Consider the following 13,561-nt stretch of genomic DNA (forward strand, 5'->3'; position numbering starts at 1 on the left):
AGTGAGGAGGCGCGCTGACAGGAGGCGCGGCGGTGGCCCTTGAGGGTCACCGCCGCGCCTCGCGCCTTTTCCGGGCTCCGGGCTCTGGGTTCCGGGCTCCGGGCTCCGGTCACCCGGTTCCGCCGGACTCTTGGACGGACCGTCTGCCCTCTGTACAGTTGATCCAGTGAGCACCGTGGGAGCATCAGTGAACGCGGAGGCGGACGCCGTCATCGCCGCGCTGCGACCGGTCGCGGAGGGGCTCGCCGCCACCTTCGGTCGGTCCTGCGAGGTCGTGGTGCACGACTTCCGCACGCCGGAGAACTCGGTGGTCGTCATCGCCGGCGACCTCACGGGGCGCGCCGTCGGCGGCTCCATGAGCGCCATCGGGATGGACCTGCTGCGCCAGGGCGACGCGGCCCCCGACCGGCTCAACTACGTCACCAGGACCCCGGCCGGCCGGATGCTGAAGTCCTCCACGGTCGTGCTGCGCACCAGCGACGGCACGGCCTTCGGGGCGTTCTGCGTCAACCTCGACATCACCGCGCTGACCCAGGTCCATGATCTGGTCGGCGATCTGGTGGGCGTGGTCCCCGGCGCGGCGGGGCAGCGGGCCCCGGGGTCCGCCGCCGTGGTGCCGACGACCACCTTCAGCAACGACGTGGACGACGTCGTCGACGCCGCGGTGGACGGTCTCCAGCTCGCGCACGGCAAGCAGTGGGCCCAGCTGGACCGGGCCGAGCGGGCGGAGCTGTTCGCCCGGCTGGACGCGACGGGCGTCTTCGCGGTGCGCCGGGCGGTGCCCCGGGTGGCCGCCCGACTGGGCATCTCACGGGCCTCGGCCTACGCGTACCTGTCCGACGCGCGGAAGCGCACGGCGGACAAGGGGCGCGCTCCAGGGACTTCAGCGAAAGGCGGTTCCGCATGACGACCATTCAGCCGGCCACGCCGTCGGGGGCCCGGTCGACCACCGGCGAGCGCGCCGCGCCGGTCACGCTCGACGACGTCCGCGCGGCCGCGGCCAGGATCGCGGGGATCGCGCACCGCACCCCGGTGCTGACGTCCCGGACGCTGAACCGGCGGGTCGGCGCGGAGGTGTTCCTCAAGTGTGAGAACTTCCAGCGGGTCGGCGCGTTCAAGTTCCGAGGCGCCTACAACACGATCGCCCAGCTGTCCGCGGAGGAGCTCCGGCGCGGCGTCGCCGCCTACTCGTCCGGGAACCACGCCCAGGCGGTGGCCCTGGCCGCCCGGCTCCTCGGCGCCCCCGCCGTGATCCTGATGCCCGAGGACGCGCCGGAGTCCAAGCGCGCCGCGACCCTCGGGTACGGCGCGGAGGTGGTGACGTACGACCGCTACACCGGCGACCGGGAGGCGATCGGCCGCAAGCTGGCGGAGGACCGCGGGCTCACGCTGGTCCCGCCGTACGAGCATCCGCAGATCATCGCCGGCCAGGGCACCGTGGGCCTGGAGCTGATCGAGGAGGTCGGCGCCCTGAACGCGCTGGTGACCCCGGTCGGTGGGGGCGGCCTGATGGCGGGCTGCGCCACCGCCGTACGGGGCATCGACCCCGCCGTCCGCACGATCGGCGTGGAACCGGCGGCGGGCGACGACTACAAGCGCTCCCTGGAGGCCGGTCACCGGGTGCGCGTTCCGGTGCCGCACACCATCGCCGACGGACAGGCCCTGGAGACCCCGGGGGAGCTGACCTTCTCCATCAACCGGCGGCTGCTGGACGAGGTGGTGCTCGTGAGCGACGACGAGATCCGCGAGGCCATGGCCTTCGCCTTCACCCATCTGAAGATCGTCGTCGAGCCGAGCGGCGCCACGGGCCTCGCCGCCCTCCTCGCGGGGCGGGTCGCGTCGGTCCCCGAGCGGGTAGGGGTCGTGATCTCCGGCGGGAACGTGGACCCGGGGCGCTTCGCCTCGCTGGTCGGGGCGGGCTGACGACCCGGTGCCGCCCGCGCGGGAGCGCGCTGGGCGGGCCGCCTAGGGGAGCGTGAGGACGCGCGGGCCGTCGTCGGTGATGGCGACGGTGTGTTCGCTGTGGGCGGCGCGGCCGCGGTCGGCGGTGCGGAGGGTCCAGCCGTCGGGGTCGGTGAGGTAGGCGTCGGAGCCGCCGGCGAGGAACATGGGCTCGATCGCGATCACCATGCCGTGGCGGAGGGGGAGGCCCCGGCCCGGTCGGCCCTCGTTGGGGACCGGGGGGTCCTCGTGCATGCGCCGGCCGATCCCATGTCCCCCGAAGTCGGCGGGGATGCCGTAACCGGCGGCGCGGCCCACGCTGCCGATGGCGTGTCCGATGTCGCCCATCCGGGCCCCGACCACGGCCGCCGCGATGCCGGCCTCCAGGGCACGCCGGGTGGTCTCGACGAGTCGCTGGTCGTCGGGGCGCGGGGTGCCGACCGTGAAGCTCACCGCCGCGTCGCCGGCCCAGCCGTCCAGCATCGCCCCGCAGTCCACGCTGAGCAGATCGCCGTCGCGCAGCCGGTAGCCGTCGGGGATGCCGTGCACGATCGCGTCGTTGACCGAGGCGCAGATCACGGCGGGGAAGGGGGTGGGGGCGAAGTGCGGCCGGTAGCCGAGGAACGGGGAGCTCGCCCCCGCCGCGCGGAGCACCTCGCGCGCCGTCTCGTCCAGCTCCCGCAAGGACACGCCGACGGCGGCCACCGCGCGCACCGCCTCCAGCGCCTTGGCCACCACCCGGCCGGCCTCGCGCATGGCCTCCAACGCCGCGTCGGTCTTGATCTCCACCATGGCCAGCCGTCCCTTCGCTCAGGGAGACCCGATGCCGACGGGGTGCCGACGGGGCGGGGTCCCAATTCTTATACCGGTATTAGTATCACGGTCATGGTGCGCACCCCTCTCACCGCCCTCGAACGCGAACGCGGCCGTTGTCTCGGCGCCCTGCTACGGCAGGCGCGCGGCGAACGCAGCATGGCCGAGGTCGCCGCGCGGGCGGGCATCTCCGCCGAGACCCTCCGGAAGATCGAAACCGGCCGGGCGCCGACCCCCGCCTTCTTCACCGTCGTGGCGCTGGCCTCCGCGCTGGGGCTGGGGTTGGACGAGCTGTCGACGCGGTGCGCGGAAGCCGCCGACGAGGCCGCCGCCGCCGCGGAGGACAGCGCGGCCGCCTGACCGACGCCGCCCGTTTCCGGACCGCGCCCCGCGCGGGGCGCGGCTTCACCGCGGGTGTCGGCAACACCGTCCGGCTGTACCTCGCCGATCCGCGCCGCGCCGGCGACGTCGGCGGCGTCAGGCCCTGACCCGATCACGCCCTGATCGGATTCGGTCGGGCGACGCTCGGTGACGATCCGCGACGATTTCTTTGTTGCGTAAGGATGAAATCCGCACGCCTGTGCGTTGCAGCCTTCCGATAGGGCGGAAAGATCCGGGAGGTCGTGGGTGTCAGGCACAGGACAGGGCTGGGTGCGACGGCTGACCCGGTACTGCTGGCGGTACCGGCGCAATGTGCTGCTGTCTCTCGGCGCCTCGCTCGCCGGGATGGCCGTGCTGGCCCTCGTGCCGCTCATCCCGCGACTGATCATCGACGATGTCGTCGTCAGTCAGGAGCGCTCGCTGGGCCCCTGGGCCGCGCTGCTGATCGTGGCCGCGGTCGTCGTCTACGCCCTGACCTATCTGCGGCGCTACTACGGCGGGCGACTCGCCCTCGACGTCCAGCACGACCTGCGCACCGAGATGTTCGAGGCGATCACCCGGCTGGACGGCAGGCGGCAGGACGAGCTGTCCACCGGCCAGGTCGTCGGCCGCGGCACCAGCGACCTCCAGCTCATCCAGGGCCTGCTCTTCATGGTGCCGATGATGATCGGCAACGTGCTGCTGTTCGTCATCTCGCTGGTCGTGATGGCGATCCTCTCGCCGCTGCTCACCGTCGTGGTGCTCGCCGTGGCCCCGGCCCTGTGGATCATCGCCGCGCGCAGCCGCACCCGACTCTTCCCCGCCACCTGGTACGCGCAGAGCCAGGCCGGCGCGGTCGCGGGCGTCGTCGACGGCGCCGTCACCGGCGTGCGCGTCGTCAAGGGCTTCGGACAGGAGCACCAGGAGACCGGCAAGCTGCGCGAGGCCGGCCGCCGGCTGTTCGCCGCGCGGCTGCGCACCGTGCGGCTCAACGCCCGCTACACGCCCGCGCTCCAGGCCGTGCCCGCGCTGGGTCAGGTCGCCATGCTGGCGGTCGGCGGCTGGATGGCCACCCGCGGCCAGGTCACCCTCGGCACCTTCGTCGCCTTCTCGACCTACCTCGCGCAGCTCGTCGGCCCGGTGCGGATGCTCACCATGATGCTGACCATGGGCCAGCAGGCCCGGGCCGGCGTCGAGCGCGTCTTCGAGCTCATCGAGACCGAGCCGGCCATCGAAGAGCGGCCCGACGCCCGGGAGCTGCCGGCCGACGCCCCCGCCACCGTCGAGTTCGACCACGTCACCTTCGGCTACGCCGGCGCCCGGCGCCCGGTGCTCGACGACGTCTCGCTGCGCATCGAACCGGGCGAGGTGCTGGCCGTCGTCGGCGCCTCCGGAAGCGGCAAGTCGACGCTCTCGATGCTGCTGCCGCGCTTCTACGACGTCTCCAGCGGGGCCGTGCGGATCGGCGGTCAGGACGTGCGCGACCTGACGTACGCCTCGCTCCGCGGCGCCATCGGGCTCGTCCCCGAAAGCAGCTTCCTGTTCTCCGACACCGTGCGGGCGAACCTCGCGTACGGCGCCCCGGACGCCACCGACGAGCAGATCCGGGCCGCCGCGCGGGCGGCGCAGGCCGACGCCTTCATCAGCGAGCTGCCCGACGGCTACGACACGGAGGTGGGCGAGCAGGGCCTCACCCTCTCCGGTGGCCAGCGGCAGCGCGTCGCCCTGGCCCGCGCGATCCTCACCGACCCCCGGCTGCTCGTCCTGGACGACGCGACCTCGGCGGTGGACGCGCGCGTGGAGCACGAGATCCACGAGGCGCTGCGCGGGGTGATGGCCGGCCGCACCACGCTGCTCATCGCGCACCGCCTCTCCACCCTCGCCCTCGCCGACCGCGTCGCCGTCCTCGACGCCGGCCGCGTGGTCGACGTGGGCACCCACGACGAGCTGCGCGAGCGGTGCGAGCTCTACCGCCGGCTGCTGACCGACCCCGACGAGCTCAGCGGGATCGAACGGGACCCGGCAGGCGCGGCGCCCGCGGCCGTCGGACGCGACGCCTCCGTGAGCGCCGCGCTGGAGGACGGCTCGGCAGGCGAGCCGGACGGTTCCACGCCGGACGGTTCCACGCCGGACGGAGCCGCGGGCGGCTCAGACGGTGAGGCGGCCGGCGCGGGGCTCGCCGAGCCGGAGATACAGGGCGTGGACCTGGGGCTGGGCCGGGACACGGGCCGGGACCCCGGGCACCGGCTGGACCGGAGCCCCGCGTCCGCGCGGCGCCCGGCGACGAACGGCGCGTCGGGCCAGGATCTCTACCGGGCGCTGGACCGTCGGGCGCTGGACCGCGAGCTCGACCTGGACGTCGACATCGAGGTCGAGGCGGAGATCGACAGCGAGCCGGTCAACGCCCGGCGCCGGGTCGTGGACGGGGTGACGCCCGAACTCTGGAAGCGCCGGCAGGACGGCGCGGACGGCGCGGACACCGCGTCGGCCGGCACGGCCGGAGCCGCCGGCCCCTCCGCCGCGGCCACCGGCCAGCCCGGCGCCATGGCCGGCGCGCTCGCCGGGGCGCCCGCGACGCCCGAGCTGCTCGCCAAGGTCGCGGCGCTGCCGCCGGCCACCGACACCCCCGACATCGACGAGGACCGGGCCGAGCGCCCGGAGGACTCCTACGGGCTGCGGCGGCTGCTGCGCGGCTTCGGGCTGCCGCTCGGCCTCGCCCTGGCCCTGGTCGCCGTGGACGCGTTGGCCGGTCTGCTGTTGCCCGTGCTGATCCGGCAGGGCATCGACGAGGGTGTGCAGCGTGCGGCCCTGGGCGCCGTGTGGGTGGCGTCCGGGCTCGCCCTGCTGGTGGTGCTCGGGCAGTGGGCCGCGCAGATCGGGGAGACCCGACTGACAGGGCGGACCGGCGAGCGGGTGCTCTACTCCCTGCGCGTCAAGATCTTCGCCCAGCTCCAGCGGCTGGGCCTGGACTACTACGAGCGCGAGCTGACCGGCAAGGTCATGACCCGCATGACCACCGACGTCGACGCGCTCTCGACCTTCCTCCAGACCGGCCTGGTCACCGCCGTCGTCAGCCTGCTGAGCTTCTTCGGTATCCTGGTCGCGCTGCTCGTCATCGACGTCCAGCTGGCGATGGTGGTCTTCGCGACGCTGCCCCCGCTGGTCATCGGCACCGTCTTCTTCCGGCGGCAGAGCGTCAAGGCGTACGAGCTGGCGCGCGAGCGCATCAGCGGCGTCAACGCCGACCTCCAGGAGAGCGTCGCCGGGCTGCGGATCGTGCAGGCGTTCCGCCGCGAGGACAGCGGACGGCGGCGGTTCGCCGAGCGCAGCGACGACTACCGCCGGGCCCGGGTGCACGGCCAGTGGCTGATCTCGATCTACTTCCCCTTCGTCCAACTGCTGTCCTCCGTCGCCGCCGCGCTGGTGCTGATCGTCGGCGCCGGGCGGGTCGGCGACGGGACGCTCACCGCCGGCGCCCTGGTCGCGTACCTGCTCTACATCGACCTGTTCTTCGCCCCGGTGCAGCAGCTCTCCCAGGTCTTCGACGGCTACCAGCAGGCCACCGTGTCGCTGCGCCGCATCCAGGAGCTGCTGCGCGAGCCGACCACCACCCCGGTCGCCGAGCGGCCGCGCGATGTGCGCTCGCTGCGCGGCGAGATCACCTTCGAGGACGTGCACTTCCACTACGGCGCGGCCGTGGAGGCCGCCACGGCCGCGGAGCGCGGCCGGGCGGCCTCGGAGCGCGACGCGGCAGCGGACGCCCGTACGGTCGCGGACGCCGGGGGCGGGGCCGGCGCCCGCGCCGACGATGCGGCGCTCACCGGCATCGACCTGCACATACCCGCCGGGCAGACCGTCGCCTTCGTCGGCCAGACCGGCGCCGGCAAGTCCACCCTCGTCAAGCTGGTCGCCCGGTTCTACGACCCCACCTCCGGGAGCGTCCGGGTGGACGGCGCGGACCTGCGCGAGCTCGACCTGACCCGCTACCGGCACCGGCTCGGCGTGGTCCCGCAGGAGTCCTACCTCTTCGCCGGGACCGTGCGCGACGCCATCGCCTACGGTCGCCCCGACGCCACCGACGCCGAGGTCGAGGCCGCCGCGCGGGCGGTGGGAGCGCACGCCATGGTCGCCTCCCTGGAGGGCGGCTACCTCCACGAGGTCACCGAGCGCGGGCGCAACCTCTCCGCGGGCCAGCGGCAGTTGATCGCCCTGGCCCGTGCCGAGCTGGTCGACCCGGACGTGCTGCTGCTCGACGAGGCGACGGCGGCCCTGGACCTGGCGACCGAGGCGTTGGTCAACCAGGCCACCGACCGGCTCGCGGGCAAGCGCACCACGCTCGTGGTCGCCCATCGGCTCACCACGGCGGCCCGCGCCGACCGGGTGGTGGTGCTGCACCAGGGGCGGGTCGCCGAGGACGGCACCCACGACGAGCTGCTGGCGCGCGGCGGACGCTATGCCGAGCTGTGGCGCACCTTCACGGGTGAGGCCGGGCCGACGGCGGCCGACGTCGACGAGGGCACGGCGACGCCTACGCTGGCGCGTTGACCCCGGCGCGTTGACCCCGGCGGGTGCGTGGTCGGCGGTCGTCCGCCGTTCTCGGTGCTCGTCGTGGGCTCGGGGTCCGTTCGGCACCGCCGGTCTCCGCCGTCGGTCTCCGCCGTCGGGCTGCTCGCCGTCGAGCGGGATGGTTTCGCTACGCGCCGTAGTCACCTTCGGCTACGGCGCGTAGCGATCACCGAGTCCCGCGGCCGCTAGGGCTCCATGCCGCTCACCCGGGCTATCGCCTCCACCTCCCGGCGGTCCCGCTCCCGCTGCTCCGCCTCGGCCGCCACCCGCTGCTTGTGCCGCTGAAGGAAGTCGGGGTCGTCCGCGCGGTCCTGGGGCACCAGGACCTTCATGCCCTTGGCGTGCGGGCTGTCCCCCAGGTCCACCACGACCCGCTCGTCCTGCGAGGTCAACAGGCCGAAGAGCACCAGCAGTTCCGCCTGGAGTGCCGGCGTGAACAGCTCCTTCTCCTCCGGGCCCATGCCGAGCTCGTACGTCCCTCCCCGTACGGCGGGTGAGGTGCTCAGCTCCCGCAGCAGACGCATGAGCAGCTCCAACGCCCGTGGCTCCACCCGCTCCTGCAGTTCCGTCAGGTACTGCCTCAGCCGCTCGGCCCGTTCGCTCCGCTCGTGCCGTTCGTCTCGGTCCATGTAGGCAGCATGCGCCATCACGCGCCGCTACGAAAGAGGGCGGGCGACAACTCTCCGTATTCACAAGCGGGATGGACGGGGCTAGCGGGTCGGGCAGCGCCCCCGATAGGTTTCCCGGCGACCTCTGAGGAGAAAGGGGAGCGCGCATGCGCAAGGCGCTCAGATGGCTGCTGTCGCTCGTGGTGCTGATAGGCACCGCGGTCGTCGGCAGCGCGTCGTCCGTGACGGCGGCCCACGCCGCCGAGCCGGACATCAAGGAACGCATCCTCGCGATACCGGGGATGAGTCTCATCGAGGAGAAGCCCTACGAGGGCTACCGCTTCTTCGTGCTCAACTACACGCAGCCGATCGACCACCGGCACCCGTCCAAGGGCACCTTCCAGCAGCGGCTGACCCTGCTGCACAAGGCCACGGACCGGCCGACGGTGTTCTTCACCTCCGGCTACAACGTCAACACCAACCCGCGCCGCAGCGAGCCCACGCAGATCGTCGACGGCAACCAGGTGTCGATGGAGTACCGCTTCTTCACTCCGTCCCGACCCCAGCCGGCCGACTGGTCCAAGCTCGACATCTGGCAGGCCGCCAAGGACCAGCACCGCATCTTCAAGGCGCTGAAGCCGATCTACGGCAAGAACTGGCTGGCCACCGGCGGCAGCAAGGGCGGCATGACGGCCACCTACTACCGCCGCTTCTTCCCGAACGACATGGACGGCACCGTCGCCTACGTCGCCCCCAACGACGTGCGCAACAAGGAGGACTCGGCCTACGACCGCTTCTTCCGCACCGTCGGCACCGCCGAGTGCCGCGCCAAGCTCAACGCGGTGCAGCGCGAGGCCCTGGTGCGGCGCGACGAGATCGTCGACCGCTACCAGAAGTGGGCGGCCGAGGAGAAGCAGACCTTCACCGTCGTGGGCAGCGCCGACAAGGCGTACGAGAACGTGGTGCTCGACCTGGTGTGGGCCTTCTGGCAGTACCACCTGCTGAAGGACTGCGACACGGTGCCGGCGGCGACCGCCTCCACCGATGATCTGTACACCTTCATCGATGACATCTCCGGCTTCTCCGCCTACACCGACCAGGGCCTGGCGAACTACACCCCGTACTACTACCAGGCGGGCACCGAGCTGGGCGCGCCCTCCTTCAAGACCCCGCACCTGAAGGGCCTGCTGCGCTACCCGGGCATCTACGACCCGCGCAACTACGTGCCCCGCGACATCCCGATGACCTTCAAGCCGTGGGTCATGCGGGACGTCGACCGCTGGGTGCGGCACCACAGTGAGCGGATGCTCTTCGTCAACGGCGCCAACGACCCGTGGGCGGCGGAGCCGTTCCGCGTGGGTCGCGGGTCCGACGACAGCTACGTCTTCACCGTCCCCGGCGGCAACCACGGCTCCAACGTGGCCGGGCTGCCCGCCGCGCAGAAGGAGAAGGCCACCCAGGAGATCCTGGAGTGGGCGGGGGTCGCCCCGGCCGCCGTCCGTGAGGGCGACAAGCCGGCCAAGCGGCTGACCTCCTACGACCCGAAGCTCGACAAGCAGCTCGTCGAGCGCGAGCCGCTGCTGCGGCCGTAACGGTCGTTCAGCCCTCGGGGCCGTCCGAACCGCTCAGGGGACGGGATCGGACGGCGCACCCCACCGGCGGTCCGCCGTCCAGGTGCACATAGAGGGCGGTGCCCGGCGGGCAGTCAGCCCGCCGGGCCACCGCCGCCACCAGCCGGAACTCCGGTGGCCGGGCCCCCGAGCCGTCACAGGCCGTCTCCCGCACCTGGCCGCGCCGGGCGCTGTAGACGCAGTCGCCGACCAGCGTGCGCGGCCCGCCGCCGGCGCCCGGGTCGCCCGGATGCGGCGGCTCCAACGCCCGCATGCAGGCGTAGCCCTCCGGCGCCGTGCCGTCGCCGTCCTCGTCCGCGTCCGGACGGACGCCGGAGATGTGCAGCACGAAGTCGGTGCGCTCCGGACAGTGGGTTCCGGAGTCCGGCGTCCCCTCGTAGCGGGCGAGCACCCGCGCGGTCGCCCGTTCACTGGTGCACGGCACCTCGGTGAAGGCCGTCCGCCGCTGAGCGCCGCACTCGCCCCGGGCCAGGAAGGTCGCGCCGTAGTCGGCGCTCCCCGTGGCCGCCGCCGGCGTCGTCCCACCGGCCCGCTCGTCCCCGTGGCAGCCCGTCAGCCCCATCGCCGTCCCGGCCAGCGCGAGCGCCAGCACGGCCGCGCGAGACCCGGCGACGTGCCGCGGCGAGCGTTCGCGTGTCCCGCCCTCCATTCCCACCCCCGGCTGCCAGCCTGGTCCGCGCGGGCGGGCGCACGCCAGGCGTACGGCGCGGAATCCGTCGGCGGTGGGGGGACGCGCGGGAGCGCGCCGTACTCGCCGTACGCCGGGCGCGGGGCCGCCGCGCCGCGCCCGTACGACGGCCCCGTACGACGGCGCCGTACGACGGCCCTGTACGCCGCCTCGGTACGCCGTACCGGCTCCTCAGTACGACAGCCCGTGGCCGATCGGGTAGAGCAGCCGGGACGGGTCGTCCGCGCGGGGCACCGCGACCGGCAGCCGGCCGTGCGGCCGGACACGCCCGGCCAGCACCCGTGCGGCCGCCCGTAGTTCCACATCGGTCCAGGAGTAGGTGGCGAGCGAGGCCGCCAGACCGTAGCCGGTCAGCTGGGCGATGTCGTACGGGTTGCGCAGCGCGAGATGGACGACGGGGACGCCGGTGGCGGTGAGCTCCGCCACCAGGGTGCGTTGGCCGGAGCTCGGGCCCACGTTGTACGTCGCCACGAGCACCGCGTCCCGGCCGCGCGCCCGCGCCACCGCCGCCGCGATCCGCTCCGGTGTCGGGTCGGGCCGGGAGCCGGTCCCGGTGGACAACGCCTCGGCGGCGAAGCCCAGCTCGGTCAGGGCCCGGGCGAGCACGGCGGTGGGCGGGCCGCCGGTGCCCGAGGGGGCGGCCGGGTCGACGCCGACGACCAGCAGCGAGCGCTGCCGGCGGGGCGAGAGCGGCAGCAGCCCGGCGTCGTCGGCGACCAGCGTCGTGGTCCGCCCGGCGATCCGGTCGGCGGCCCGGAGATGGGCCGGCACGCCCACCGTGCGGTCCACCGCGCGGTCGCTGGTGTACGGGTCGGCGAACAGTCCGCGGCGCGCCTTCAGCTCCAGGATCCGCAGGATCGAGGCGTCCAGCCGCGCCTCGCTCAGCTCCCCGTCCCGCACCGCCTGGTGCACCCCGCGCCAGGCCGTGGGCAGGTCGGGCGGGTTCAGCAGCTGGTCGGCGCCGGCCTTCAGGGCGAGCACCGGCACCCTGGCGTCGCCGTACTTCTCGCGCACCCCCGCCATGCCGAGCGAGTCGGTCACCACCACGCCGTCGAAGCCGAGTTCGCCGCGGAGCACCCCGGTGAGGATCCGCCGGGAGAGCGTCGCCGGGTCGTCCACCGGGTCCAGCGCGGGGAACAGCAGATGCGCCGTCATGATCGCGTCGATGCCGGCCGCGATCGCCGCGCGGAATGGCGGGGCGTCCAGCCGCTCCCACTCCGCCCGCGAGTGGGTGATCAGCGGCAGCCCGACATGGCTGTCCACGGTGGTGTCGCCGTGGCCGGGGAAGTGCTTGGCGGTGGCCGCGACCCCGCCCCGCTGGTACCCCCTGACCTGCGCGGCGACCAGGCGGGCCACGGCCTGTGGGTCGGCGCCGAAGGAGCGCACGCCGATGACCGGGTTGGCCGGGTTGACGTTGACGTCCGCGACCGGGGCGTAGTCCTGTCGGATACCCATGGCGGCCAGCTCGGCACCGGCGACGCGGGCGGCGGTGCGCACGTCCTCCGTGCTCCCGCCCGCGCCCAGCGCCATGGCGCCGGGGAAGAGGGTGGCCGGCGCGCCGACGCGGGCCACGATGCCGTGCTCCTGGTCGGTGGAGATCAGCAACGGCAGCGGGGTGGGCTGGGCCAGCCCGGCGCGCTGGATGCCGTTGGACAGGTCGGCGATCTGGTGCGGTTCACGGGTGTTGTGCGCCCAGGCGAAGTAGATGATCCCGCCGACGTGGTACGCCTCGACCAGCTCGGCGGCGTTGGCGACGCCCGTCTCCTTGCGGTTCGCCTCGGCGTCGACGGGGTCCGGCGCGGTCGCCGAGTGCCCGTACACCCGCATCACGAAGAGCTGGCCGACCTTCTCCTCCAGCGTCATCCGGGAGATCAGGGCCCGCAGTCGGGCCCGATCGGGTCTGCGGGCCCCGACGGCGGCGCCCGCCCGTTCGGCGGCCCCGGCGGCTCCGGTGGCACAGGCGGCGGCCGTGGCGGCCGTGGCGGTGAGCAGCGTACGTCGTTGCACCTCGCGCCCCTTCCGTGGCAGGACATGGCGAAGAGTCGCCTCTTGGCACGGAATAGGCGCGGACGCGGGGCGGGTCAAGGGGGTGGGATGTGCCGCCGCCGGCACAGGTCCGCGAGGGGCGTGCCGGCGGCGGGTCACTGCCGGCCGCGGGCGGCGGAGAGGGAGGTCGGCGTTCGCAGCCAGCAGCGAGGCCGACACCGCACCGCGGAGGCTTTTCCGGCAGCACGGTCCTTGGACGGGGGCCCTTGCGGAGTGGTTCCGCCGGGCCGATGACCCGGCCCGGGGTCGGGGGTTTTCCCCGCCCACCCGCCCCCGCCCGTGCGGGGACCGCCGGGAACGAGATCACCTGATCGAAACCGAGCCCGCGCAACAAGGCCTGAACGGGGCAGGGCGGGCGTAGTCGTGATCCACATGAGTTGCCGAAGCTAACCGCCGCCGGAAACTACGCGGGCTCTCCACGGTCGGCCAGGAGCAGGGCGAGGGGCCCGGCCGGGAGGAGGAATCGGCGCTGGGAGGCGGCGTCGAGGGCGTCGGCCATGGGCCACCAGGACAGTTTGAATCCCTCCTCCGTCGGGGTCAGCTCCTGCGGTCCGAGCGTCAGCCCTTGGGCTTCGTAGAGGTGTACGCGGGCAGTCGATTCCAGGGTGATGGCGTACGCGCCCAGGTGCCGCCACCGGGTGGCGGTGATCCCGGCCTCTTCACGCAGTTCCCGTCGAGCGCACTCTTCGGGGGTCTCGCCGTCCTCGCGACGACCGCCGGGCAGGAACAGGTACTCGCCGCCATGGCGGGGGAAGTCGGCCGACAGCAGGGCCACCAATCCATCCGCGTCGCGGGCCACCACCACCGCCGCGTCGCGGGCCGGGCCGCGTGCGGGAACGTCGTCGCTCATGGCGCGCGAGCATAGCGGTGACCCTCAACGCACCCAGGCCGCGAACGGCACATTCATC

Annotated in this window: 10 protein-coding genes; 5 read left to right on the forward strand and 5 right to left on the reverse strand. The window is 73.7% G+C overall.

The features are described 5' to 3' along the window. Positions 1-175 precede the first annotated feature (175 nt). Positions 176-907 carry a transcriptional regulator gene (locus CD790_RS13315; protein ID WP_144383764.1) on the forward strand — a complete coding sequence of 244 codons (732 nt, stop codon included), beginning with the start codon at positions 176-178 and terminating at the stop codon, positions 905-907. Beyond that, positions 904-1,923, forward strand: a complete 1,020-nt coding sequence (locus CD790_RS13320) for a threo-3-hydroxy-L-aspartate ammonia-lyase (protein ID WP_144383427.1) — start codon at positions 904-906, stop codon at positions 1,921-1,923. Before CD790_RS13315 ends, CD790_RS13320 begins: the two co-directional genes overlap by 4 nt. Before the next feature lie 42 nt (positions 1,924-1,965). Here CD790_RS13320 and map read toward each other — a convergent pair whose 3' ends face one another. Then, positions 1,966-2,733 (reverse strand): type I methionyl aminopeptidase, encoded by a 768-nt coding sequence (gene map / locus CD790_RS13325; RefSeq protein ID WP_144383428.1) that lies wholly within the window; start codon positions 2,731-2,733, stop codon positions 1,966-1,968. A gap of 93 nt (positions 2,734-2,826) precedes the next feature. Between map and CD790_RS13330 the strand changes: the two genes are divergently transcribed. Beyond that, positions 2,827-3,114 carry a helix-turn-helix domain-containing protein gene (locus tag CD790_RS13330; RefSeq protein ID WP_144383429.1) on the forward strand — a complete coding sequence of 96 codons (288 nt, stop codon included), beginning with the start codon at positions 2,827-2,829 and terminating at the stop codon, positions 3,112-3,114. A 267-nt stretch (positions 3,115-3,381) separates the two neighbouring features. Then, positions 3,382-7,659, forward strand: a complete 4,278-nt coding sequence (locus CD790_RS13340) for an ABC transporter ATP-binding protein (protein ID WP_186319005.1) — start codon at positions 3,382-3,384, stop codon at positions 7,657-7,659. A gap of 206 nt (positions 7,660-7,865) precedes the next feature. On the opposite strand, the gene CD790_RS13345 is transcribed toward CD790_RS13340, so the two are convergent. Beyond that, on the reverse strand, positions 7,866-8,309 hold the full coding sequence (locus tag CD790_RS13345) for a hypothetical protein (protein WP_144383432.1): 444 nt from the start codon (positions 8,307-8,309) through the stop codon (positions 7,866-7,868). 146 nt (positions 8,310-8,455) lie between these two features. Between CD790_RS13345 and CD790_RS13350 the strand changes: the two genes are divergently transcribed. Next, positions 8,456-9,880, forward strand: coding sequence for a S28 family serine protease (locus CD790_RS13350; RefSeq protein ID WP_144383433.1), 1,425 nt, complete (start codon positions 8,456-8,458; stop codon positions 9,878-9,880). Between the two features lie 7 nt (positions 9,881-9,887). Here CD790_RS13350 and CD790_RS13355 read toward each other — a convergent pair whose 3' ends face one another. The 3 genes from CD790_RS13355 to CD790_RS13365 all read right to left on the reverse strand — a co-directional run bounded on the left by CD790_RS13355 (position 9,888) and on the right by CD790_RS13365 (position 13,503). Continuing rightward, positions 9,888-10,568 carry a hypothetical protein gene (locus CD790_RS13355; protein ID WP_144383434.1) on the reverse strand — a complete coding sequence of 227 codons (681 nt, stop codon included), beginning with the start codon at positions 10,566-10,568 and terminating at the stop codon, positions 9,888-9,890. A gap of 210 nt (positions 10,569-10,778) precedes the next feature. Beyond that, on the reverse strand, positions 10,779-12,614 hold the full coding sequence (locus CD790_RS13360) for a glycoside hydrolase family 3 protein (protein WP_144383435.1): 1,836 nt from the start codon (positions 12,612-12,614) through the stop codon (positions 10,779-10,781). Between the two features lie 442 nt (positions 12,615-13,056). Continuing rightward, entirely contained in the window at positions 13,057-13,503 is a 447-nt protein-coding gene (locus CD790_RS13365) for an NUDIX hydrolase (protein ID WP_144383436.1), read from the reverse strand. Between the last annotated feature and the right edge of the window lie 58 nt (positions 13,504-13,561).

Origin of the sequence: Streptomyces sp. SAJ15 (assembly GCF_007595705.1) — a bacterium.
Classification (GTDB): Bacteria; Actinomycetota; Actinomycetes; order Streptomycetales; family Streptomycetaceae; genus Streptomyces.